Annotated in this window: 21 protein-coding genes; 14 read left to right on the top strand and 7 right to left on the bottom strand. The window is 67.6% G+C overall.

Annotation, left to right across the window (positions count from 1 at the left end; translation table 11 throughout):
- Window positions 1–2 precede the first annotated feature (2 nt).
- Both cybH and J2Y49_RS26770 read left to right on the top strand, forming a co-directional pair.
- The gene (gene cybH, locus J2Y49_RS26775; RefSeq protein WP_310118407.1) at window positions 3–797 is read left to right on the top strand and encodes a Ni/Fe-hydrogenase, b-type cytochrome subunit; all 795 of its coding nucleotides are present in this window, start codon (window positions 3–5) and stop codon (window positions 795–797) included.
- Window positions 798–1,065: 268 nt separating this feature from the next.
- On the top strand, window positions 1,066–1,428 hold the full coding sequence (locus J2Y49_RS26770) for a hypothetical protein (protein ID WP_310118405.1): 363 nt from the start codon (window positions 1,066–1,068) through the stop codon (window positions 1,426–1,428).
- Here the strand turns inward: J2Y49_RS26770 and hypF are convergent.
- The gene (hypF, locus tag J2Y49_RS26765) at window positions 1,398–3,638 is read right to left on the bottom strand and encodes a carbamoyltransferase HypF (RefSeq protein WP_310118402.1); all 2,241 of its coding nucleotides are present in this window, start codon (window positions 3,636–3,638) and stop codon (window positions 1,398–1,400) included. The two genes, J2Y49_RS26770 and hypF, sit on opposite strands and share 31 nt — an antisense overlap.
- A 160-nt stretch (window positions 3,639–3,798) precedes the next feature.
- On the opposite strand from hypF, the gene J2Y49_RS26760 reads away from it, so the two are divergent.
- From J2Y49_RS26760 to J2Y49_RS26725, 8 genes are all read left to right on the top strand, one after another.
- Window positions 3,799–4,032 (top strand): hypothetical protein, encoded by a 234-nt coding sequence (locus J2Y49_RS26760; protein ID WP_310118400.1) that lies wholly within the window; start codon window positions 3,799–3,801, stop codon window positions 4,030–4,032.
- 321 nt (window positions 4,033–4,353) lie between these two features.
- A complete protein-coding gene (locus tag J2Y49_RS26755; protein ID WP_310118398.1) occupies window positions 4,354–5,841 on the top strand; it encodes a SulP family inorganic anion transporter in 1,488 nt (495 codons plus the stop codon).
- A 148-nt stretch (window positions 5,842–5,989) separates the two neighbouring features.
- The gene (locus J2Y49_RS26750; RefSeq protein ID WP_310118396.1) at window positions 5,990–7,048 is read left to right on the top strand and encodes a 3-oxoacyl-[acyl-carrier-protein] synthase III C-terminal domain-containing protein; all 1,059 of its coding nucleotides are present in this window, start codon (window positions 5,990–5,992) and stop codon (window positions 7,046–7,048) included.
- 2 nt (window positions 7,049–7,050) lie between these two features.
- Window positions 7,051–7,617, top strand: a complete 567-nt coding sequence (locus J2Y49_RS26745; RefSeq protein ID WP_310118395.1) for an isoprenylcysteine carboxylmethyltransferase family protein — start codon at window positions 7,051–7,053, stop codon at window positions 7,615–7,617.
- Between the two features lie 37 nt (window positions 7,618–7,654).
- Window positions 7,655–8,668 (top strand): SDR family oxidoreductase, encoded by a 1,014-nt coding sequence (locus J2Y49_RS26740; RefSeq protein ID WP_310118393.1) that lies wholly within the window; start codon window positions 7,655–7,657, stop codon window positions 8,666–8,668.
- A 307-nt stretch (window positions 8,669–8,975) separates the two neighbouring features.
- On the top strand, window positions 8,976–9,959 hold the full coding sequence (locus J2Y49_RS26735; RefSeq protein ID WP_310118391.1) for a C4-dicarboxylate TRAP transporter substrate-binding protein: 984 nt from the start codon (window positions 8,976–8,978) through the stop codon (window positions 9,957–9,959).
- Between the two features lie 122 nt (window positions 9,960–10,081).
- On the top strand, window positions 10,082–10,600 hold the full coding sequence (locus J2Y49_RS26730) for a TRAP transporter small permease (RefSeq protein WP_149225931.1): 519 nt from the start codon (window positions 10,082–10,084) through the stop codon (window positions 10,598–10,600).
- Entirely contained in the window at window positions 10,597–11,874 is a 1,278-nt protein-coding gene (locus J2Y49_RS26725) for a TRAP transporter large permease (RefSeq protein ID WP_310118390.1), read from the top strand. The genes J2Y49_RS26730 and J2Y49_RS26725 overlap by 4 nt, the downstream gene beginning before the upstream one ends.
- 388 nt (window positions 11,875–12,262) lie before the next feature.
- Here the strand turns inward: J2Y49_RS26725 and nirK are convergent, their stop codons facing one another.
- From nirK to J2Y49_RS26695, 6 genes are all read right to left on the bottom strand, one after another.
- Window positions 12,263–13,330, bottom strand: coding sequence for a copper-containing nitrite reductase (nirK, locus tag J2Y49_RS26720; protein ID WP_310118388.1), 1,068 nt, complete (start codon window positions 13,328–13,330; stop codon window positions 12,263–12,265).
- A 144-nt stretch (window positions 13,331–13,474) separates the two neighbouring features.
- A complete protein-coding gene (gene mog / locus J2Y49_RS26715) occupies window positions 13,475–14,044 on the bottom strand; it encodes a molybdopterin adenylyltransferase (protein ID WP_310118386.1) in 570 nt (189 codons plus the stop codon).
- A 20-nt stretch (window positions 14,045–14,064) separates the two neighbouring features.
- On the bottom strand, window positions 14,065–15,981 hold the full coding sequence (locus tag J2Y49_RS26710) for a VWA domain-containing protein (RefSeq protein ID WP_310118383.1): 1,917 nt from the start codon (window positions 15,979–15,981) through the stop codon (window positions 14,065–14,067).
- Between the two features lie 29 nt (window positions 15,982–16,010).
- Window positions 16,011–16,820 carry a CbbQ/NirQ/NorQ/GpvN family protein gene (locus J2Y49_RS26705; protein WP_310118381.1) on the bottom strand — a complete coding sequence of 270 codons (810 nt, stop codon included), beginning with the start codon at window positions 16,818–16,820 and terminating at the stop codon, window positions 16,011–16,013.
- 75 nt (window positions 16,821–16,895) lie between these two features.
- Window positions 16,896–18,245 (bottom strand): cbb3-type cytochrome c oxidase subunit I, encoded by a 1,350-nt coding sequence (locus tag J2Y49_RS26700; protein ID WP_310118379.1) that lies wholly within the window; start codon window positions 18,243–18,245, stop codon window positions 16,896–16,898.
- Between the two features lie 13 nt (window positions 18,246–18,258).
- Window positions 18,259–18,711, bottom strand: coding sequence for a cytochrome c (locus J2Y49_RS26695; RefSeq protein ID WP_310118377.1), 453 nt, complete (start codon window positions 18,709–18,711; stop codon window positions 18,259–18,261).
- Window positions 18,712–18,931: 220 nt separating this feature from the next.
- On the opposite strand from J2Y49_RS26695, the gene J2Y49_RS26690 reads away from it, so the two are divergent.
- From J2Y49_RS26690 to J2Y49_RS26675, 4 genes are all read left to right on the top strand, one after another.
- Window positions 18,932–19,516, top strand: a complete 585-nt coding sequence (locus J2Y49_RS26690; RefSeq protein ID WP_310118375.1) for a cytochrome c oxidase subunit 3 — start codon at window positions 18,932–18,934, stop codon at window positions 19,514–19,516.
- 11 nt (window positions 19,517–19,527) lie between these two features.
- Window positions 19,528–19,830 carry a cytochrome C oxidase subunit IV family protein gene (locus J2Y49_RS26685; protein WP_310118373.1) on the top strand — a complete coding sequence of 101 codons (303 nt, stop codon included), beginning with the start codon at window positions 19,528–19,530 and terminating at the stop codon, window positions 19,828–19,830.
- A gap of 22 nt (window positions 19,831–19,852) precedes the next feature.
- A complete protein-coding gene (locus tag J2Y49_RS26680) occupies window positions 19,853–20,008 on the top strand; it encodes a hypothetical protein (protein ID WP_310118372.1) in 156 nt (51 codons plus the stop codon).
- Between the two features lie 193 nt (window positions 20,009–20,201).
- Window positions 20,202–21,374 carry an amino acid aminotransferase gene (locus J2Y49_RS26675; protein ID WP_310118371.1) on the top strand — a complete coding sequence of 391 codons (1,173 nt, stop codon included), beginning with the start codon at window positions 20,202–20,204 and terminating at the stop codon, window positions 21,372–21,374.
- Window positions 21,375–21,381 lie beyond the last annotated feature (7 nt).

Raw genomic sequence — 21,381 nt, 5'->3', positions numbered from 1 at the left:
TCATGGCTCCTCTCGACGATGCGAAGCCGGTCGCGACACCGGACGAGGAGGGAACGGCCACTTCGGGTGGCGGCCGCTTCCTGAAGGCGATCTATGTGTATGAGGTGCCGGTCCGGGTCTGGCACTGGGTCAACGCGCTGGCGATCACGCTGCTGTCGGTCACCGGCTATCTGATCGCCAACCCGCTGCCGAGCATGCCGGGCGAGGCGAGCGCCAATTTCCTGATGGGCTACATCCGCTTCGTGCATTTCGCGGCGGCCTACATCTTCACCATCGGCTTCATCGGCCGGCTCTATTGGGCGTTCGCCGGCAACCACCATGCCAAGCAGCTGTTCCGCTTCCCCTTCTGGGACCGCCACTGGTGGGGTGAGCTGTTCCTCGAAGCCCGCTGGTACCTGTTCCTGGAGCGCAAGCCGAAGCTGTATGTCGGCCACAACCCGCTGGCCCAGTTCGCCATGTTCTGGGCGATCGCGGTCGGCAGCGTCTTCATGATCGTCACCGGCTTTGCGCTCTACAGCGAAGGGACGGGGCTGGGCAGCTGGCAGGACCGGCTGTTCGGCTGGGTCATCCCGCTGTTCGGCCAGAGCATGGACGTCCACACCTGGCACCATCTGGGCATGTGGGCGATCCTGCTGTTCGTGATCGTCCACATCTATGCCGCGGTGCGCGAGGACATCATGTCCCGCCAGTCGATCATCTCCACCATGATCAGCGGCGTCCGCACCTTCAAGGACGCCGAAGCCCCGGCCGACGAGGAGCATGAGCGCCCGGTGAAGAAGGCGGCGCGTGTGGGGTGAGTGTCTGATGGGTTGAGGTTCTCTGCCCCCACCTATCCTCCCCCGCTGGGCGGGGGAGGGACTGCCGCCGCGCTTTGACAAAGGTCCTGTCCCCCTCCCCCGCCCAGCGGGGGAGGCTCGGGGTGGGGGCAAAACTCAGCCCCTCCAGCATCCCACACCCCTTGAAAACCTTGAATTGTTCCGCATGCGTTCCCATATCCGGGAGGTTCCGCAACAATCGGGAATTCCAGATCAGCGCCGCACCGTCCGGGTGCGGCCGGAGGATGTCATGCCTTATTTTCCCACCATCGACCTGACCCCGCAGGTGAAGCTGCTTCTGGCGCGCGGGGCGCTGACGCTGAACCCCGGCCAGTGGGTGCGGGGCGAGAAGGGGCGCGGCCGATTTCTGCGCACCGATCCGCGCAGCGGCACCACCTATGTCAGCTGGCTGCGGCCCGGCGACGATTGGGAAACCGCGTCGCAGCGGTTCCATCGCGCCTGCCGAAAGGGCTACATCGGCAAGTACCGCGGCCTCTACGAGTTCGACAAGGCCAGCCGCAGTGCCGATGTTCCGGCGCCCAGGACCAGGGTGCGGGCGCCGGTCCAGATGCCGCTCTTCTCCTACAGGACGAAGGACGCGGTCCACGCCTGACCGAGGCTGAGCCCGCCGTCGTTGGCGGGTGCCAGCCTCGGCAGCAGCGCCTCAACCCCGGCGGCACGGAAGCCGGTAACCAGTTCCTCCGCCAGCACCGCGTTCATCAGGCAACCGCCGGACAGCACCACCCGGTTCAGGCTCCGTGCGCGCAGCACCGGCAGCGTCCAGTCGACCAGAGCCGCAGCCAGCGTGCCGTGGAACAGCTCCGCCCCCTCCACCGCGTCGGCGACCGACAGCAGACGCTCCAGCAGGGGCGTCAGGTCAAGCTCGCCGCCCGCGATCCGCCAAGCACCCGCCGCCACCCGTGGCCGGCGGACCAGCGATTCCAGCGCCATCGGCGCCTCGCCCTCGAAACCCGCCACGGCACGGACGCCCAGCAGCCCGCAGGCAGCGTCGAACCAGCGTCCGCAGGAACTGGTGAGCGGGGCGTTGATGCCGCGCTCGATCATCCGCCGCACGCCTTCGGCGGGACCATGGTTGGCGAAGCGGGGGACGATCTCGTCGGCGCGGCCCATGCGGACCAGGGCCGCTGCGGCCATCCGCCAGGGCTGGCGGGCGGCGACATCGCCGCCGGGCTGGGCGAGCGGGGCCAGACTGCCGAGGCGCTCCGACTGCAAGCCGTCGACCAGCAGCATCTCCCCACCCCAGGAGCCCCCCCCCTCCCCCAGGCCAAAGCCGTCGAGGGCGAGGCCCAGCACCGGCCCGTCCACCCGGTGTTCGGCCACCACGGCGGCGACATGGGCGTGGTGGTGCTGGACCGCGATGGCCGGCAGGCCGGTTCGCTCGGCGAAGCGGGTGGATTGGAAATCCGGATGCCTGTCATGGGCGACCGCCACCGGCTCGACGCCCAGGATGTGCAGCAGATGGGCGACGGTCTCCTCCAGGAAGCCCAGCGTCGCGGCATTGTCGAGGTCGCCGATGTGCTGGGACAGGAAGGCCTCGTCGCCGCGGGTGACGCAGATTGTCGCCTTGAGGTGGCCGCCGACCGCCAGGATCGGCGGCACGGGGTGGGCCAGCCGGATCGGTTCCGGCACATGGCCGCGACCGCGGCGCAGGAAGGCGGTCGCGCCGGCCAGCTTGCGCACCACGCTGTCGTCGGCGCGGATGACGATGTCGCGGTCATGGTCGACGATCATGTCGGCGATGCTCGCCAGCCTTTCCCGCGCCTCCCCGTTGCCGATGGCGAGCGGCTCCCCGCCGGGATTGGCGGAGGTCATGACCAGGGTCAGATCCTGCGGCTCGCGCAGCCAAGCGGTGCCGTCGGGCCGTCCCGCCGCCTCGTGGAACAGCAGGTAATGCAGCGGCGTGTAGGGCAGCATGACGCCCAGCCAAGCGAGGCCTGGAGCAATGTCGGGCGCCAGTTCCGGCGCGTCCTCCCGCCGCCGCAGCAGGACGATGGGGCGCGCCACCCCCTCCAGCAGCCGGCGCTCGCCGTCGTCCATGCCGACATGACGGGCGGCGGACTCCGCGCTGGCGACCATCAGGGCGAAGGGCTTGCCGTTGCGCTGCTTGACCCGCCGCAGCCGCTCCACCGCGTCCGCGCGCGTGGCGTCGCAGGCGAGGTGGAAACCGCCAAGCCCCTTGATGGCAACGATCCTGCCATCCCGCAGGGCGGCCAGAATGTCCTCCGGAGGGTGCGACAGGCGGGGACCGCAGGTTGGGCAGGCGGTCGGCTGGGCGTGGAAACGGCGGTCGGCCGGGTCCTTGTACTCCGCCATGCAGTCGGGGCAGAGCGCAAAGCCGGCCATCGCCGTCTGCGGCCGGTCATAGGGGAGCCGCCGCGTGATGGTGTAGCGCGGGCCGCAATGCGTGCAGTTCAGGAAGGCATAGCGGTAGCGGCGGTCGGCCGGATCGAACAGTTCGGCAAGGCAGGCCGGGCAGACCGTGGCGTCGGGACCGATGCCGGTGGCGATGGCGCCGCCGGTCTCGCTGTGGCGGATGGCGAAGGACACATCGCCGGGGAGCGGGGCGACGGCTTCGCAGTCGACGACGTCGATGCGGGCAAGCGGCGGCGCCTCTTCGATCAAGGCGGTGCGGAAGGCGGCGGTGTCGGCGCCCTGCACTTCGATCAGCACGCCCTGCGGGTCGTTCAGCACCCAGCCGGTCATGCCGAAACGCCGGGCGAGCGCATGGACATGCGGACGGAAACCCACGCCCTGCACCCGTCCGCGCACGCGGATCCTCAGCCGCTTGTCGTCATGGGACATGGAAGCCCTTTGGATGATCTTCGGCCCATCCTATCCTTCTCTCCGGGAGCGAGAAGGGACAATCGCTGCGGCAGATGGTCTGTACGGAGTCAGGGCCGCAACGATCCGGCACCGCGCCGGTTGACAAGGGAACCCGCGGAACCGGAACGGAGACGCCGTCATGAGCGCAAGCAAGCACGAGAAGACCGACAAGCCGACCGATGCCGACCTGAAGAACAACCCGCAGATCGGCGGGACCAAGGGCGCCCGCGCCGCCGGCATGACGCCGGACGACATGGATCTGGCACAGGGCGAGAGCACCTTCGAAGGCGATGTCGAGAACCAGACCAACGACAAGGGCGGGGTCGACAAGCCCTTCCGCGACACCGCGCCGCTGAAGCCGCGTCAGGCCTGACGGAACGAATCGTTTGACAGACAAGGCGGCGCTCTGCGGGGCGCCGCCTTTTTGCGTCCGCGACGGGCAGCCATGCACGGGGTTGCCGGGCCTGCGACATTCTGTTACGTCTGCCGTCATGCTGCACCGCGTCACGCCGCCTTGACGGCCTGCTCCCTGCATTGACCTGAAGCCCGACCGTCCAAGTCCCGGACCGGCCGCCGCTTCGCAGCGATTCCAGTTTCAGACTTCCATTCCCGATCATCGTCGATGGCGACACACCGCCCGGCCTTTGCCGCTGCGCGAACGCTGCCGCCGTCCCGTCTTGAGCTTGCGAGACCCATGACCATCGATTTGCAACGGCTCCGCCAGGAGTGGTTCGGCAACACGCGCGGCGACCTGCTGTCCGGCCTTGTCGTCGCCCTTGCCCTGATCCCGGAGGCCATCGCCTTCTCCATCATCGCCGGTGTCGATCCCAAGATCGGCCTCTACGCCTCCTTCGCCATCGCCATGACGATCGCCATCGTCGGTGGCCGTCCCGGCATGATCTCCGCCGCCACGGCCGCCACGGCGGTGCTGATGGTCACGCTGGTCAAGGAGCATGGCCTGCAATATCTGCTGGCCGCCACCGTGCTGGCCGGACTGCTGCAGATCGGCGCCGGGTTCCTGCGGCTGGGGGCGCTGATGCGCTTCGTGTCGAAGTCGGTGATGACCGGCTTCGTCAACGCGCTCGCCATCCTGATCTTCCTGGCCCAGTTGCCGGAGCTGGTGGGGGTGCCGACCGTCACCTATGCGCTGGTCGCCGCCGGATTGGCGATCATCTACCTGCTGCCGCGCCTGACCAGGGCGGTGCCGTCGGCGCTGGTTAGCATCCTTGTGCTGACCGCGGTCACCATCGGCTTCGGCATCGATGTGCGCACCGTCGGCGACATGGGCGAACTGCCCAGCACCCTGCCCGTCTTCCTGCTTCCCGACATTCCGCTGACGCTGGAGACGCTGCGCATCATCCTGCCCTATTCCGCCGGCATCGCCGTGGTCGGGCTGCTGGAATCGCTGATGACCGCGGCCATCGTCGACGACATGACGGAGACCGGCAGCGACAAGAACCGCGAATGCGTCGGCCAGGGCGTTGCCAACATGGTCTCGGGCTTCCTCGGCGGCATGGCCGGCTGCGCGATGATCGGCCAATCGGTGATCAACGTGAAGTCGGGCGGCCGGGGCCGGCTGTCGACCTTCTGCGCCGGCCTGTTCCTGCTGTTCCTGATCGTCGTGCTGGGCGATTGGGTGAAGCGCATCCCGATGGCCGCCTTGGTGGCGGTGATGATCATGGTGTCGGTCGGCACCTTCAGCTGGCAATCCCTGAAGACCCTGGTCACGCATCCGCGCAGTTCCAGCGCCGTGATGCTGGCGACGGTGGCCGGGGTGGTCTTCACCCACAATCTCGCCATCGGCGTGCTGATCGGCGTTTTGCTGTCCGGCATCTTCTTTGCCGGAAAGGTCGCCCGGATGTTTCGCGTCACCTCCACCCTGTCGGCGGATGGCCGCACCCGCACCTATCTGGTCGAAGGGCAGCTGTTCTTCGCCTCGGCCGACGATTTCTCCGCCGCCTTCGACGTGCGGGAGGATCTGGACGCCGCGGTCATCGATGTTTCCAGCGCCCATATCTGGGACATCTCCAGCGTCGCGGCACTGGACGGCGTCGTGCTGAAGTTCCGCCGTGCCGGGACCGAGGTGCGGCTGATCGGCCTCAATGCGGCCAGCGAGACCATCGTCGACCGGCTGGCGACCCACGACAAGCCGGGGGCCGAGGAGCGCGCCCTGGCGCACTGAACGGCACCACCACCTCCTCAGAAGGCTATCGCCTTTTGAGGAGGGTGGGCGGGCGCAACCGCAGGGGCAGCTTTCTGTTGGCGGAAAGGGTTGGACTGAGCATCGACCGGATGCGCATGCCGGCCCGCCGCAGCATGCAGGAGGCAGGATGTCACTCGATCCGCGGCTGTTGGCGGTCGCCACGGCGTTGCCGCCCCACCGCTTCGAGCAGGAGGAGACGCTGGCCGTCGCCCGGACGGTGTTCGCCCATCGCCTGCGCGACTTCGACCGGCTGGCCCCCGTCTTCGCCAACACCGGCATCCGCAGCCGCTATGCCGCCTGCCCGCTGTCCTGGTATCTGGAGCCCCATGGCTGGGGCGAGCGCGCCGCCGTGTTCGAGCGAGTGGCGCTGGACCTGCTGGAAGAAGCGGCGGGCAAGGCGCTTGACGCAGCCGGGCTCCGCCCCACCGATGTCGACGCCATCGTCTGCGCCACCACAACGGGCATCGCGACGCCGAGCCTGGAGGCGCTTCTGCTTGATCGCATGGGCTTCCGGCCCGACACGGTGCGGCTGCCGGTCTTCGGGCTGGGCTGTGCCGGCGGGGCGCTGGGGCTGGCGCGGGCGGGCATGATGGCGCGTGCCATGCCGGGGCGCAATGTGCTGTTCCTGGTGGTCGAGCTTTGCACCCTCTCGCACCGGCCGGAAGAGGCCTCTCCCACCAATGTGGTGGCGAGCGCGCTTTTCGCCGATGGTGCCGCCGCCGCCCTGCTGCGCGCGCCGACCGACGGCGGCGATGCCCCTGGCCCTCGCTTCATCGACAGTGCCGAACACACTTGGCCGGGCACCCGGCGGATCATGGGCTGGCGGATCGAGGACGAGGGCTTCGGCGTCGTCTTCAGCCAGGACATCCCGCGCCTGATCCGCGAGCGGCTGGCCCCGGTGGCCGATGGCTTCCTGACCGGCCGCGGCATGACCCGCGCGGACCTGTCCGGGGTGATCTGCCACCCCGGTGGCGCCAAGGTTCTTCAGGCGTTGACCGAAGTGCTGGCGCCCGCCACCGCCGGAATGGACGACTCCTGGGCGGTGCTGGGCGAGTGCGGCAACATGTCGGCGGCCAGCGTGATGTTCGTGCTCGACCGCCGGATGCGCAGCGGCGCCACCGGGGCGCATCTGATGCTGGCGCTCGGCCCCGGCTTCACCGCCGCCCTCACCCTGCTGGATCTGTGACCATGGAATCGCTCGGTTGGCCGCAGGCGATCCTGCTGGCGGTCGCGGCGCAGCGGCTGCTTGAGTTGGTGGTCGCCCGCCGCAACACAGCGCGGCTGCTGGACGAAGGCGCGCGGGAGGTTGGGGCCGCCCATTACCCGCTGTTCGTCGTGCTGCATGCCGGATGGCTGCTGGCGCTGTTCCTGGCGGTGCCGGCGGACGCCCCGATCAATGGCTGGCTTCTGGCGCTGTTCCTGCTGCTGCAGGCCGGGCGGGTGTGGGTGATCGCGACGCTCGGCCGCTTCTGGACGACGCGGATCATCACACTGGACGGCGCTCCGCTGGTCCGCCGCGGCCCGTTCCGCTGGGTCCGGCATCCCAACTATCTGGTGGTGGCGGGCGAATTGGTGGTGCTGCCGCTGGTGTTCGGCAATGTCTGGATCGCCGTCGCCGTCACGCTGCTGAACATTCCCCTCACCCGCCGCCGCATCCAGGTGGAGGAGGAGGCGCTGAGCGACCGGCAGGGAACCGCGAGCGGTGCAGGCCGTTGGACCGGGTGGAGCGGCCGCCGCGTCCCGCCGGCCGCCTGATGGCACCATGTACGGCACCATGATCAGGACAACGCTCATGCCCCTTCCGTCAGCCCCCGTCGTCTGCATAACCGGCGCATCGGCCGGGGTCGGCCGTGCCACGGCCTTGGCCTTCGCCGCCTACCGGCAGGCCTCCATCGGCCTGATCGCCCGCTCCGAGGAGGCGCTGGAGGAGGTTAAGGCGGAGGTGGAGCGGCTGGGCGGCCGGGCGCTGGTGCTGCCGCTGGACGTCGCCGACGCCGATGCGCTGGACAGCGCCGCCGACAAGGTGGAGGAGGCCTTCGGTCCCATCGACGTCTGGATCAACGCGGCGATGGTCACCGTCTTCGGCCCGGTCCACGCGGTGACGGCGGAAGAACTGAGGCGGGTGACCGAGGTGACCTATCTCGGCTCCGCCTATGGCATCCAGACGGCGCTGCGGCGGATGCGGGTGCGGGGACAAGGCGCGATCCTTCAGGTCGGATCGGCGCTGGCCTACCGGTCGATCCCGCTGCAATCGGCCTACTGCGCGGCCAAGCATGCGGTGCAGGGCTTCGTCGACAGCCTGCGGTCGGAGCTGATCCACGAGGACAGCCGGATCACCCTGACGGCGGTGCATCTGCCGGCGGTCAACACGCCGCAGTTCGATTGGGCGCGCAGCCATATGCCGCGCCGTGCCCGGCCGATGGGGACGATCTTCCAGCCGGAGGACGTCGCCCGCGCCATCCTTCATGCAGCCGAGAACCCCCGCCGCGAATATTGGCTGGGCGGATCGGCGATGCAGGCCATCCTCGGCAATTTTCTCGCTCCCGGTTTTGCCGACCGCTACCTCGCCGCCAACGCGGTGGACGGCCAGTTGACGGAAGAGACCGAGATCCCCGGCCGGCCGGACAATCTCTATCACCCCGTCGACGGGCTGCACCGGACCCGCGGACGCTTCGGCCTGCCGCACAACAGCCTGCGGCTTGCCGCCCCCAGCGGCGCCGCCCGCGGTCTGGCGGTCGCCGCCGGGCTGATCCTGGCGGGCGGTCTGGGCTTCGCCATGAGCCGGATGACGCCGCGACTGCGCTAGGCGGGCTGAACGCGGAAGAGAAATAGGGCCGGCATCCTTCTCGGGTGCCGGCCCTTTTCCTATGCGCAAACCGTCCGGCACCCATCCTGCGGGCAAAACGTACAGTTCGCCTGAAACGCTATTGCCAAGACCATTCATACATACTACCATACCAGTGTTTGAACAATCTGGTCATCGGCCATTCCCTTCCCTGCCGGCGCCCCCTTGATCGCGGGCGCTGCTGGCACCCCGGCGTCGGGCCGAACACGCACCAGTCGAACGGCGGTTTCCATGCCGCCGACAGTCCAATTTGCTGGGAGGAAACGAGATGTCTGTCATGGCAAAGGCCGTGCGCGCGGCGCTGTTCGGTTCGGTGATGTCCCTGGCTTCGTTCGGCGCGTCGGCCGCCGACTACACCCTCAGCGTCAACACGGCGCTGTCGCCCCAGGACCCGCTCTACAAGGGCCTGGAGGAGTTCAAGGCCAATGTGGAAAAGCGGTCGGCCGGCAAGATGAGCGTCCGGCTTTTCCCCGCCTCGCAGCTGGGCAAGGACGAGGATCTGCTGGAACAGGCGCGGGCCGGCGCCCCCGTCGCGGTTGTGGTGGACGGCGGCCGGCTGGCCGTCTTCGTGAAGGAGTTCGGCGTTCTCGGCGCGCCCTACGTCGCCCAGGGCTATGGCGGCATCCGCAAGGTCGTGACCTCCCCGATGTTCGAGGAATGGGTGCAGAAGCTGCGCAAGGCGTCCGGCCATCAGGTGCTGTCCTTCAACTGGTGGCAGGGCGAACGCCACATGCTGACCAATAAGCCGGTGAAGGTGCCGGCCGACCTCAGCGGCGTGCGCGTCCGCACCCCCGGTGCGCCGGTGTGGATGGAGACGATCCGCGCCATGGGCGCCACGCCGACGCCGCTGCCCTGGTCGGAGGTCTACACCGCCATGCAGCAGCAGGTGATCGACGGGGCGGAGGCGCAGGACCCGGCCATCTACGGCTCCCGCCTGTACGAAGTGGCGAAGTACCTGACCAAGACCGGCCACATCAACCTGATCACCGGCATCGTCACCAGCGCCGCCTGGTTCGACGGCCTGCCGAAGGACATGCAGACGCTGCTGCGCGAGGAATCGCTGAAGGCCGGCGACAGCGCGTCGAAGGCGACCGAGGCTTCGCTTGCGGATTTCGAGAAGCAGATGAAGGACAAGGGCATGCAGGTCGTCGAGATCGACGTGACGCCCTTCCGCACCGCCACGGCCCCGGTCTACGAGAAGCTCGGCTATGGCGACCTGCAGAAGCAGGTCGAAGCGCTCGTGAAGCAGTAATCGGAGTGGGGGGCCCTTTCAAAGGCTCCCCTTTCCTCGCGCTCCCCTTCCAAACAACCGACGCTCGCAGCCTTCGTCGTCGCTGACGATCCCGGCGGGCCGGACCGGAGCACCCCCTTGCGATGAAATCCCTGTACGTCAAGGCGGAGGCGGTGTTGGCGACGACGCTGCTCGCCGTCATCGTCCTGCTGGTCTTCCTGGCCGGCGTCAGCCGCTGGTTCGGCTATCCTCTGGTCTGGTCGGTGGACGTCGCCCAGCTGCTGTTCGCCTGGGCCAGCTTCCTCGGCGCCGACCTCGCGTTGCGCAAGCATGCCCATATAGGCATCGATTATCTGGTCAAGCGCCTGCCGGCACGGCCGCGTGCGGTGCTGGACATCCTGCTGGCGCTGGTGGTGCTGGCCTTCCTGCTGACAATGGCGGTCAAGGGTTATCAGCTGACTATGCTGAACCTGGAGCGGCAGTTCGGCGACAGCGGCATCAGCTATGCCTTCGTCACCGCGGCAGTGCCGGTCGGCTGCCTGCTGCTGTCCTTCACCCTGCTGGGGCAGACGGTGGCCGCCATCGGCCGGCTGCGCCGGACCCCGCGCCCGATCTTCAACACGCCGTCGGAAGTTCCGCTCGCCGAGGAGGTGATGCCGTGATCCTGCTCGCCGTTTCCTTTTTCGTCCTGATGGGGTTGGGCGTTCCCATCGCCTTCGCCATCGGCATCGCCGGTTTCACCTTCTTCCTGACCAACGGCATCATTCCGATGTCGATCGGGGTGCAGCAGGTCGCCACCGCGTCGCAGAGCTTCCCGCTGCTGGCGGTCCCCTTCTTCGTACTGGCCGGCCACATGATGAACCGGACCGGCATCACGCACCGGCTGATCGCCTGTTCGAATGTGCTGGTGTCCTGGATGTCGGGCGGTCTGGCGCAGGTCTGCATCGTGCTGTCCACGCTGATGGGCGGCGTCTCGGGTTCCGCCGTCGCCGACGCGGCGATGGAAGCGCGCATCCTGGGTCCCGACCTGATCCGCAGCGGCTATTCCAAGGGCTTCACCTCGGCCGTCATCGCGGTTGGGTCGCTGATCACCGCGACCATTCCGCCCAGCCTGGGCCTGATCCTGTATGGCTTCGTCGGCAACGTGTCGATCGGCCGGCTGTTCCTGGCCGGCATCGTTCCCGGCTTCCTGATGATGGCCGTGCTGATGGTCACCGTCTGGTGGATCGCCCGGCGCCGCGGCTATCGCGCCGCCACCACCCAGCGGCCGACCGCCAAGGCGATCTGGGCGGCGGTGGTCGACGCGAAATGGGCCCTGCTGTTCCCGGTGGCCCTGCTGGTCGCCATCCGCGGAGGCCTGTTCACCCCATCGGAGGTCGGCGCTTTCGCCGTCGTCTATGCGGTCCTGGTCGGTTTCTTCGCCCACAGGGAACTGACCATGCAGGGCTTGGTCGACGCGCTGGTGGAAGCGGTGACGGATACCGGTCTGATCATGCTGATCATCCTGTTCTCCGGCATGGTCGGCTACGCCATCGTCTTCGAACAGGCGCCGCAGAGCATTGCCGCCGCCATGACCGACCTGACGCGGGAGCCGGTGCTGGTGGTGACCCTGATCCTGATCTTCCTGTTCATCGCCGGTCTGTTCATCGAAAGCACGGTGCTGGTGCTTCTGCTGACGCCGATCTTCCTGCCGATCGTCCAGCCGCTGGGCGTCGATCCCGTGCATTTCGGCATCCTGATGATGACCATCGTCACGTTGGGATCCATGACCCCGCCGGTGGGGGTGGCGATGTACACGGTGTGCAGCCTGCTGGACTGCCCCATCGAGGAATATATCGTCGAATCCATCCCCTTCGTCCTGGCGGTGGTGGGGCTGGTCGCGGTGCTGCTGCTGTGGCCGGGCTTGGTGCTGTTCATGCCCAACGCACTGATGTGAGCGGCCCGGTTAATGTCACAGCGGGGCGGTCAGCAAACCGTCTTGCGGTCGGCGCGACCTGGCCTATATAGGGTGTCCTACGCCAACAACAGAAAGGAGGTGATCTCGTGTCTCATTGTCCGTCTCACTCGTCGTCGAGCGCCAAGGCCGAGGTCTCTTTCTTCGTGAAGGGGATTTCGGTCCGCTAAGGACTGCGCCGTGGTGTCGACGACACACGGATCGACAATGGAAGGGCTGCCGGCAACGGCAGCCCTTCTTTGTTTTTCGAGGATGTGGGGCCTTGCAAAGCCCCTCTCCCCTTGCGGGGCGGGATCGGCCAAACGCCAACGGCGTTTTGCCGACCCGCGGGTTGGGGTGAGGGGACGCGAGCTTTCCGCCCAACTGACCCTCAGTGCTGCATCTCGCCCATCTGCTTGCGGGAGTCGCCGGTCTTGTCGAGGATGATGCTGTCGTCGGCCTTGCCTTCGACTTCCAGGATACCGATCAGGCCCTTGGTGGCGCGGCTCAGCGCATGGTCGACCAGGGCGTATTTGCCGGGATAGTCGACCTTGAACTCCACCATCGTGGCGCCGCCGGGGGCGACGGTCACGGTCTGGATCCCCTTGGCCGGTTCATTCTCCAATCCGCCCATGTTGTAGACGCGGTCGAAGATCTCGCCGATGACATGGAAGGAGGAGGTCAGGTTCGGGCCGCCGACGCCGAAGTACAGGCGCACCGTCTCACCGACCTTGGCCTTCAGCGGCTTGTCCTTGGTCAGCGCGCCGACCGTGCCGTTGAACACCAGATAGCTCGGACGCTCGTTGACGAGGCCATCATAGTCGTCCTCGGCGTTCGACAGGTTCTTGGCCTTGGTGGCGTAGATCTCCTGCTGCATTACGTAGAACTCGTGATCCACCGGCGGCAGGCCGGTTTCCGGTTCCACCACGATCAGGCCGTACATCCCCTTGGAGATGTGGTGGGCGACCATCGGCGTGGCGCAGTGATAGACATAGACGCCGGGGGTCAGTGCCTTGAAGGTGAAGGCCTTGGTCTGGCCCGGCTCCACCTGGGTGATCTGGCCGCCGCCGAGGAAACCGGTCGCGGCATGGAAGTCGACGGAGTGGTTCATCGTCGATTCCGGCGCGTTGGCGATGGAGACGTCCACCGTGTCGCCGACCCGTACCCGCACCATCGGGCCGGGCACCGTGTTGTTGAAGGTCCAATAGGTGTAGGTGGTGCCGTCATCCAGCTTGGACTCGACTTCCGTCGTGACCAGCGAGACCTTGTGGGTCTTCGGCGCCCGTTTTCCGGCCTTTTCCGGGGCGGGAACCGACGCCGGGTCCATGACGACGCTGTGGGTGGGTTGCTTGACCTTCGGGTCGGCGTAGAGCGTGTCCGCAGCCGAAGCGGCACCGATACCGGAGAGGATCATCAGGGCGGCGGCGCTGACGGTGACGAGGGAGCGCGAGGTCTTCATGGCGTCGTCTCGGGGTTTGTTTCTTGTGAGGTAATATTCCCCCCGTTCCCCCTCTCTCTTCTTGACCGCCGTCAAGTGGAAGGCCTGGACGCAACTTTGTCGCAGGCCTTTTTTATTTCCATACAACCAATAAGGATTTCCCTACTACGATTTGGGGCGGAAGGCGACGCAGACTGCCGGGTCCGTTTCGATGCGGCCGGCGCCGATCAGGTCCAGGCAATAGGGGATCGCGGGAAACACCGCCTCCAGGCAGTCGTGGATGGCGGACGGCTTGCCCGGCAGATTGACGATCAGGCTGCGGCCGCGGATGCCGGCGGTCTGGCGCGACAGGATGGCGGTCGGCACTACCCGCAGGCTGACCGATCGCATCAGCTCGCCGAATCCCGGCATCATCTTGTCGCACACCCGCTCGGTCGCTTCCGGCGTCACGTCGCGCGGGGCGGGGCCGGTGCCGCCGGTGGTGACCACCAGATCGCAGCCGGCGACGTCGCACAACTCGACCAGGGTGGCGGCGATCAGGTCCAGCTCGTCCGGGATGACCCGAGCCTCGGCGATCCAGGGCGAGGCGACGATGCGCGTCAGTTCTTCGCGGATCGCCGGGCCGCCCTTGTCCTCGTAGACGCCGCGGCTGGCGCGGTCGGAGATGGTGACGATCCCGATCTTCACCGGGGCGGGCTTCACCGGAGCGGGCGTTGCGGCATTCGCGTCGGTCATTGTGCTGGTTCCTTACAGGGTCAGGCGGCGCAGGCGACCTGCCGGTACAGTGCCGGCAGCGCCTTCGTCAGGTGGGAAACCTGCGGGAATATGGCATAGGCGCCGCGTCCGAACAGATAGGGCACGTAATCGCGGGCCATCGCATCGACGGTGATGGCGAAAACGGCCAATCCGTCGCGCCTCGCCTCGCGGATCGCCTGACGCGTGTCCTCGATGCCGTAGCGGCCTTCGTAATGGTCCACGTCGTTCGGCTTGCCGTCGGTCAGCAGAACCAGCAGCCGATGACGGTTCGGCCGCTCGGCCAACTGGGCGGAGGCGTGACGGATCGCCGCGCCCATGCGGGTGTAGTAGCCGGGCTTCAGCGCGCCGATGCGACGGGTCACGGTGGGGCCCAGCGGCTCGTCGAAGCCCTTCAGGGTCTGCACCCGCACCCAGTCGCGCCGGCGCGAGGTGAAGGCGTAGAGCGCATGGTCGTCGCCGCAGGCGGTGAGCCCATGGGTCAAGGCCAGCAGCGCCTCCTTCTCCACGTCCAGCACGCGGCGTCCGTCGATCCAGCCGTCGGTGGACAGCGAACCGTCGACCAGCACGGCGACGGCGAGGTCGCGGGCGGCGTTGCGGGCCTGCTGATGCACCCGGTCGCTGCCGCATCCGCCGGCCAGGAAGTCGGCGCGGCTCCGCACCAGGGCGGTCAGGTCCAACTCGTCGCCATCGGCCTGCCCGGTGAACAGCATGCGCTTCGGGCGCAGCGCCTCGAACTGGCGGCGGACTTGCCGGATGCGGCGCAGCGCCGCGTCGTCGGGCTGCCAGGACTCGCCGTCCGCCGGGGCCGTCTCCGCAACCACACGGCAGTGGTCGGGCAGATGGGCCTGCCGGCGGTGGTCCCATTCGGGATAGGTCAGGGTCGCTGTCAGCGGCGTGTCGTCGACGGCCTGTGCACCAAGGTCGAGGTCGAGCTTCAGCGTGGTCGAGGCCTTGCGCTGGTGCGTGCCGACGGCGATCTCGTCCAGGTCGTCGGCGGCCTTGCGGGCATTCTCCGCATCGTCGTCGTCGACCGCGCGCGGGATGTTCAGCGCCTCGGCGAGGCTCAGCATCTTCTCGAAGCGGTTCAGGATCAGCGGGTCGTTGCGCTGGATCTGGTCGGTCTGCCGCCGGGTCGCGGCACGGCGGCGCTGGTCTCCCTCCGCCGCCTGTCCTCCCTCGCCCGGACTTTCGGCGGCAGCGGCGAGTGAGCGCTCGGTCGTTGGCGCCACCAAGCCCCACAGTGGGACCGGCAGCAGGCGGGCATAGCCGTAGGGGGCGGCGAAATCCGACAGCGGGATCGTCGGGGCAAGCATCCGCGCCGCTTCCGCGGTGGCGGCTCCTGCGCCGAGCAGCGCCAGGACGGCGCTCTCCACTTCGGCTTCCACCGGAGGCAGGCGCCGGACCGGACGGATGGCGGCAACGGCGCGGGCGAGATCCTCATAGGGGCGGCGCAGGCCAGGCCAGCACGTCAGCACCGTCGCGGTGGTCGCCGCGGCACTGCGCAGAAGCTGTACGTCGGCTCCCAATGGGTCGGCGGGAAGCGGAACGTGTTCGGCATGGGCGAAGAAGGCGGCCAGCCATTCGTACAGACGTTCGTTCAGTGCCGGATCCGGGAACAGGTCGATGGCCGCCGGCAGTTGAAGGACATCGCCGTCCAGCGACGCCCGCTCCACCCGTTCCGCCCCCAGCCCGATGCGGTCGAGCAGGGGAAGCCGGTGCCCCGAAACTGCCGCGGTTCCCGCCGCCAGCCTCACCCCGCGGTCACCGCCGAGAGCGCGGAAGAACACGGCCAGCCGCGGTCGCATCGTTTCCAGCGTCACCGCCGCGTCCGGATGGTGGGGATAACTCGACCGCCCGCCGATCAGGCGGTGCCACAAGCGGCCGACGGTCTCTTCCGGCTCGAAGATTTCCAGCATGACACCTGTTCCCTATGAGGCCGAAAGCCCTACCCCAGCGTGACCTCGGCCACGCGCAGCAGGCCGGCGCGGATGTCCGGGTCGTCGGTCAGCGGTTCGATCAGGGCGGCGCGGATGGCGCGTTCGGGCTTCATGCCGGAGCGGATCAGCGTGGCGCAGTAGATCAGCAGGCGGGTCGACACGCCCTCTTCCAAATCCTGCCCCTTCAGGGCACGCAACGCGTTGGCGAGGCGGACCAGCGGGACGACGCGGTTTTCGGCCAAGCCGCTTTCGGTCGCCACGATGGGGATTTCCCGCTCAGGCGCCGGGAAGTCGAACTCGACGGCCAGGAAGCGCTGGCGGGTGCTGGGCTTCAGCGCCTTCAGGACATTCTGGTAGCCAGGGTTGTAGGACACCACCAGCATGAAGCCCGGCGGCGCTTCCAGCGTTTCGCCGGTGCGGTCCAGCGGTAGGATGCGGCGGTCGTCGGTCAGTGGGTGCAGCACCACCGTGACGTCCTTGCGCGCTTCCACCACCTCGTCGAGATAGCAGATGGCGCCTTCGCGCACGGCGCGGGTCAGCGGACCGTCAGCCCATACGGTGTCGCCGCCCTTCAGCAGGTAGCGCCCGGTCAGGTCGGCGGCGGTCAGGTCGTCGTGGCACGACACGGTGTAGAGCGGCCGGCCGAGCTTGGCCGCCATATGGGCGACGAAGCGGGTCTTGCCGCAGCCGGTCGGTCCCTTCAGCAGCAGGGGCAGCCGGTGATGGTAGGCGTGCTCGAACAGCGCGCACTCGTCGCCGGTGGGCTGGTAGAAGGGCAAGGAGACGGACGGGTCGATCGGGACGGCGGCGTCGGGCATCGCAGCGGAACTCCAAAAAAAGACGGCCCCTGCGCGTATCGGATGGCCGACGGAGCGCAGGGGCCGGAGGGGACGTCACTCGGCCGGTTGGTAGCTGGCCGGGATCGATGCAGGCCGCTCTTCGCGGGCCGGACCGAAGATGGCGTAGAGGTAGACCAGCACGCCCACCGCTACCGCGACGCCGGCGCCGAGCCGCATCCAATAGAACAGTGCGATCTGGGCCTGCACCTCCATGTAGTCCATGCCCAGGACGCGCTGCAGATGGGTCTGCACCACGCCGGCCACGGTCAGGGCGAAGGTCATGAAGGCCATGCCACCGCTCATCAGCCAGAAGCTCCACATGTTCAGGAGCTGGTTGTAGGGCTGCCGGCCGCGCAGGTAGGGCATGGCGTAGGTGATGATGGCGAGGTTGATCATCGCATAGGCGCCGTAGAAGGCGAGGTGCCCGTGCGCCGCCGTCACCTGGGTGCCGTGGGTGTAGTAGTTGATCGGGGCCAGCGTGTGCAGGAAGCCCCACAGCCCGGCGCCGAAGAAGGCGAACACCGCGCAGCCCAGCGACCACAGCATCGCCGCCTTGTTCGGATGCCGCCGGCCGCTCTTCCACACCATCATGAAGGCAAAGACGACCATGGTGAAGAAGGGTGCGACTTCCAGCGTGGAGAACAGCGAGCCGATCCACTGCCAGTAGCCGGGCGTGCCGATCCAGTAATAATGGTGGCCCGTGCCGAGGATGCCGCTGAACAGGGCCAGACCGACGATGGCGTACAGCCACTTCTCGACCACCTCGCGGTCGACGCCGGTCATCTTGATCATCAGGAAGGCGAGGATGGAGGCCAGGACCAGTTCCCACACGCCCTCGACCCACAGATGGACGACGTACCACCAGTACATCTTGTCCAGCGACAGGTTCGACGGATTGTAGAAGGAGAACAGGAAGAAGATGGCGATGCCCCACATGCCCACCAGCAGGATGTTGGTGATGACCGTGCGGCGGCCTTTGATGACCGTCATCGTCATGTTGTAGAGGAACATCAGCGCGACGACGACGATGGCGCCCTTGATCCAGGTCGGCTGTTCCAGGAACTCCCGCCCCTCATGGATGCGGAAGACGTAACCGACCACGGCGGCCAGTGCGCCGAAGACGAACAGGCCCAGTTGGATCAGCGCCAGTTTCGGACTGTGCAGCTCGGTCTCCGACTCTTCCGGGATCAGGTAATAGGCGGCGCCGAAGAAGCCGATCAGCAGCCAGACGATCAGCGCGTTGGTGTGGATCATCCGGAGAACGTTGAAGGGCAACAATTCCGAAAGCGTATTGGGCAGGACATAGACGACACCGGCCAGGAGACCCACCAGGATCTGCACGCCGAACAGTCCCATGGCCGCCGCGAAGTAATAGATGGCGACTTTTTGCGATTCGTACTTCATGACGGAAATCTCCTCAGCCCGACAGCTTGGGCGGCCAGTTCTGGGTATTGATCCGGCTGGTCCATTCCAGGAATGCGGCCAGATCCTCGACCTCGGCGTCGGTCAGGTTGAACTGCGGCATCTGGCGCCGTCCTTCGATCCCGGACGGCTGCGCCGCCATCCAGCCCTTCAGGGCCATGACGGCACTGTCGTGGTCCTTGTCGCCGCCGTAGCGCAGCCAGACATTGCCCAGCTCGGGGGCGAAATAGGCGCCTTCACCCAGCAGCGTGTGGCAGTTGATGCAGGAGTTCTTTTCCCACACATGCTTGCCGCGGGTGACGGCATCGGTCAGCGTCTTTTCGTCCGTACCGGTTTTGACGATGTAATTGTGGCTGAGCGCGGTCAACGCGACGAAGGTCGCGAAGAAGAACAGCGATCCGCCATAAAAGATGTTTCGCGCGGCCGCCTTGGTAAAGCGTTCGGTCATCGCTCGGGATCCCTGGCAATCTCGAATTTTCGTCGAGTGGGGTCGGTTCGGAAGGCGTTGGGTGCGCGAAGCCGGGGGCCGGAAGCCGGGCGTCGCAGCGTCTTTCCGCCACGGGTCGAGCGAATAATTGACCGTGGAAGGAGGGCATTCCTTGACCGCGGTCAAGCCGGCCGGAGCGGTGCCGGCCTATCGTTCGCATACATGATGAGAAGGATCGGACATGGCCGACGTTGACATGACGGCCCCGCAGGACAGGCCGGGCGGATTGGATGCCCTGCCCGGCAACCTGATGATGTGGATTCTGATCTTCAGCGAGCTGGCGGTGTTCGGCGTGGCCTTCATAGGCTTCGCGATCGCCCGCGTGCTGGATCCCGCCACCTTCGCCGCCGGGCAAGCGCACCTGAACGGTACGCTGGGGGCGCTGAACACCATGGTGCTGGTCACCAGCGGCTATCTGGCGGCCCGTGCCGTCGCCGCCGGACGGCGCGGCGCCGCGAAGCAGGCACGCCGGGCGATGCTGGCCGCCGCAGCGGTCGGGTCGGTCTTCCTGGCGGTGAAGGCGGTGGAGTATTCCGCGACGCTGGGGGCTGGGCTGACCATCGACAGCGACACCTTCTTCACCCTCTATTTCCTGCTGACCGGCTTCCACGCCCTGCATGTCGTGCTGGGCATCGTCATCCTTCTGCTGGTCTCCCGATCCGGACCGGAAACGCTGGTGGAGAATCTGGAGACCGGGGCCGCCTTCTGGCACATGGTGGATCTGGTCTGGGTCATCCTCTACCCGCTCGTTTATCTGATCCGCTGAGGAGGCCGGCCATGGGATTGCTCAAGAAAATCGACCGGCTGACGCTGTCCTGGCTGGTGCTGATGGGGCTGACCGCCGTGACCCTGCTGTTCGCCCGCCACGGCGATGCGGGCGGCGGGGTCGGCATCGCCAGTGCGGCCCTGCTGCTGGCGCTCGCCGTGGCCAAGGGAAGGGAAATCCTTCTGCATTACCTGGAACTCGACCATGCCGGGCCGGGATGGCGCCTGTTGATGACGGGCTGGCTGGTGCTGTTGTGCGGCGCCATCCTGCTTGTCACCGCTGCCGGGGTGCTGGGCTGGGTCGGGCCGCACTGATGAACTTCGAGGATAACGGACGATGACCGAATTCAAGCTCGGCCTGCTCGTGGCCAGCCTTGCCGTGATCGTGTTCGCGGTGGCGCTCTATCGCCAGCGGGCGCTGGGGCGGAACGGGCTGGTGACCGCCATCGCCGCCACGGTCGCCGTGTTCGCGGCAATGTTCTTCACGCAGTGACGGCCGCCCCGCCCCGATATGCGCGGAGGTGTCGCACGGCGGCAATGCGCCGCGACAATGCTCCGGTGAGATCTTCGACATTGTCGGCGGGGCCGCAAAAGTGGAGGATCGCCGCGGCCGGGCCGGCTTCCCGTTATTAGGGCCGGCCCGCCGCCATCACCTCTTCCATCTGCTAAGGACCGGACGAACCGCCATGTTCAACGCGCTCTCCCGCCAGCCCGACGACGCCCTGCTCGCCCTGATCGGGCTGTACAAGCAGGATCCGCGGCCGGGCAAGGTCGATCTCGGCGTCGGGGTCTACCGTGACGAGGAGGGGCGCACCCCGGTCTTCCGCGCGGTCAAGGCGGCTGAGCGCCTGCTGCTCGACGGGCAGGACAGCAAGTCCTACCTGGGGCTGGAAGGCGACGCGCTGTATCTGGAGCGTCTGTGGTCGCTGGTCGGCGGCGATGCCGGCACCAAGGTTGTGGCCGCCGGCGTGCAGACTCCCGGCGGGTCGGGCGCGCTGCGTCTGGCCGCCGACCTCGTCCTGCGCGGCGGATCGAAGCGCGTGCTGGTCGGCCAGCCGACCTGGCCGAACCATGTCGGCATCTTCGCCGCCGCCGGCCTGGAGGTGGTCAGCCATCCCTTCTTCGATACTGCCAGCCAGACCGTTCTGTTCGACCGAATGGTCGCGGCGTTCGAGGCGGCGCAGCCCGGCGACGTCGCCCTGCTGCACGGCAGCTGCCACAACCCGACCGGCGCGCCGCTGTCGCTCGACCAGTGGAAGACCCTGGCGGCGGTGCTGGAGACGCGTGGCGTGCTGCCGCTGGTCGACCTCGCCTACCAGGGCTTCGGCCGCGGGCTGGACGAGGATGCGGAGGGCTTGCGCCATCTGATCGGCGCGGTTCCGGAGGCGCTGGTCGCCGTGTCGTCGTCCAAGTCCTTCGGCCTCTATCGCGAGCGCACCGGCGCCATCTTCGCCGTCGCGGCGACCCAGATCCCGGCCGATCTCGCCAAGTCGAACCTGATGGCGCTGGCCCGCACCAGCTACTCCATGCCGCCCGACCATGGCGCCGCCGTGGTCCGCACCATCCTGAGCGATGCCGCGCTCACCGCCGATTGGACTGCGGAGTTGGACGGCATGCGCGCCCGCATCACCGGCATCCGCCGCAAGCTGGCGGCCGGATTGGCCGGTACCTTCCCCACCCTGACCGCGGTGGCGGAGCAGGAGGGCATGTTCTCCCTTCTGCCGCTGACCGAGGCGGAGGTGCTGCGCCTGCGCGCCGACCACGCCATCTACATGCCGACCTCCGGCCGCATCAACATCGCCGGCCTGAAGACGGCCGAGGTGGACGATGTGGTCGCGAAGTTCGCCGCCCTTCGCTGAGCCGGGA

This window comes from Azospirillum sp. BE72, from assembly GCF_031455875.1.
In the GTDB taxonomy this organism is placed as follows: Bacteria; Pseudomonadota; Alphaproteobacteria; order Azospirillales; family Azospirillaceae; genus Azospirillum.
This window is presented reverse-complemented; position numbering and strand designations above follow the sequence as displayed.

Coding starts and splice junctions, on each gene's coding strand:
- cybH (WP_310118407.1), top strand. CDS start 3: ATGGCTCCTCTCGACGATGCGAAGCCGGTCGCGACACCGGACGAGGAG.
- J2Y49_RS26770 (WP_310118405.1), top strand. CDS start 1,066: ATGCCTTATTTTCCCACCATCGACCTGACCCCGCAGGTGAAGCTGCTT.
- hypF (WP_310118402.1), bottom strand. CDS start 3,638: ATGTCCCATGACGACAAGCGGCTGAGGATCCGCGTGCGCGGACGGGTG.
- J2Y49_RS26760 (WP_310118400.1), top strand. CDS start 3,799: ATGAGCGCAAGCAAGCACGAGAAGACCGACAAGCCGACCGATGCCGAC.
- J2Y49_RS26755 (WP_310118398.1), top strand. CDS start 4,354: ATGACCATCGATTTGCAACGGCTCCGCCAGGAGTGGTTCGGCAACACG.
- J2Y49_RS26750 (WP_310118396.1), top strand. CDS start 5,990: ATGTCACTCGATCCGCGGCTGTTGGCGGTCGCCACGGCGTTGCCGCCC.
- J2Y49_RS26745 (WP_310118395.1), top strand. CDS start 7,051: ATGGAATCGCTCGGTTGGCCGCAGGCGATCCTGCTGGCGGTCGCGGCG.
- J2Y49_RS26740 (WP_310118393.1), top strand. CDS start 7,655: ATGCCCCTTCCGTCAGCCCCCGTCGTCTGCATAACCGGCGCATCGGCC.
- J2Y49_RS26735 (WP_310118391.1), top strand. CDS start 8,976: ATGTCTGTCATGGCAAAGGCCGTGCGCGCGGCGCTGTTCGGTTCGGTG.
- J2Y49_RS26730 (WP_149225931.1), top strand. CDS start 10,082: ATGAAATCCCTGTACGTCAAGGCGGAGGCGGTGTTGGCGACGACGCTG.
- nirK (WP_310118388.1), bottom strand. CDS start 13,330: ATGAAGACCTCGCGCTCCCTCGTCACCGTCAGCGCCGCCGCCCTGATG.
- mog (WP_310118386.1), bottom strand. CDS start 14,044: ATGACCGACGCGAATGCCGCAACGCCCGCTCCGGTGAAGCCCGCCCCG.
- J2Y49_RS26710 (WP_310118383.1), bottom strand. CDS start 15,981: ATGCTGGAAATCTTCGAGCCGGAAGAGACCGTCGGCCGCTTGTGGCAC.
- J2Y49_RS26705 (WP_310118381.1), bottom strand. CDS start 16,820: ATGCCCGACGCCGCCGTCCCGATCGACCCGTCCGTCTCCTTGCCCTTC.
- J2Y49_RS26700 (WP_310118379.1), bottom strand. CDS start 18,245: ATGAAGTACGAATCGCAAAAAGTCGCCATCTATTACTTCGCGGCGGCC.
- J2Y49_RS26695 (WP_310118377.1), bottom strand. CDS start 18,711: ATGACCGAACGCTTTACCAAGGCGGCCGCGCGAAACATCTTTTATGGC.
- J2Y49_RS26690 (WP_310118375.1), top strand. CDS start 18,932: ATGGCCGACGTTGACATGACGGCCCCGCAGGACAGGCCGGGCGGATTG.
- J2Y49_RS26685 (WP_310118373.1), top strand. CDS start 19,528: ATGGGATTGCTCAAGAAAATCGACCGGCTGACGCTGTCCTGGCTGGTG.
- J2Y49_RS26680 (WP_310118372.1), top strand. CDS start 19,853: ATGACCGAATTCAAGCTCGGCCTGCTCGTGGCCAGCCTTGCCGTGATC.
- J2Y49_RS26675 (WP_310118371.1), top strand. CDS start 20,202: ATGTTCAACGCGCTCTCCCGCCAGCCCGACGACGCCCTGCTCGCCCTG.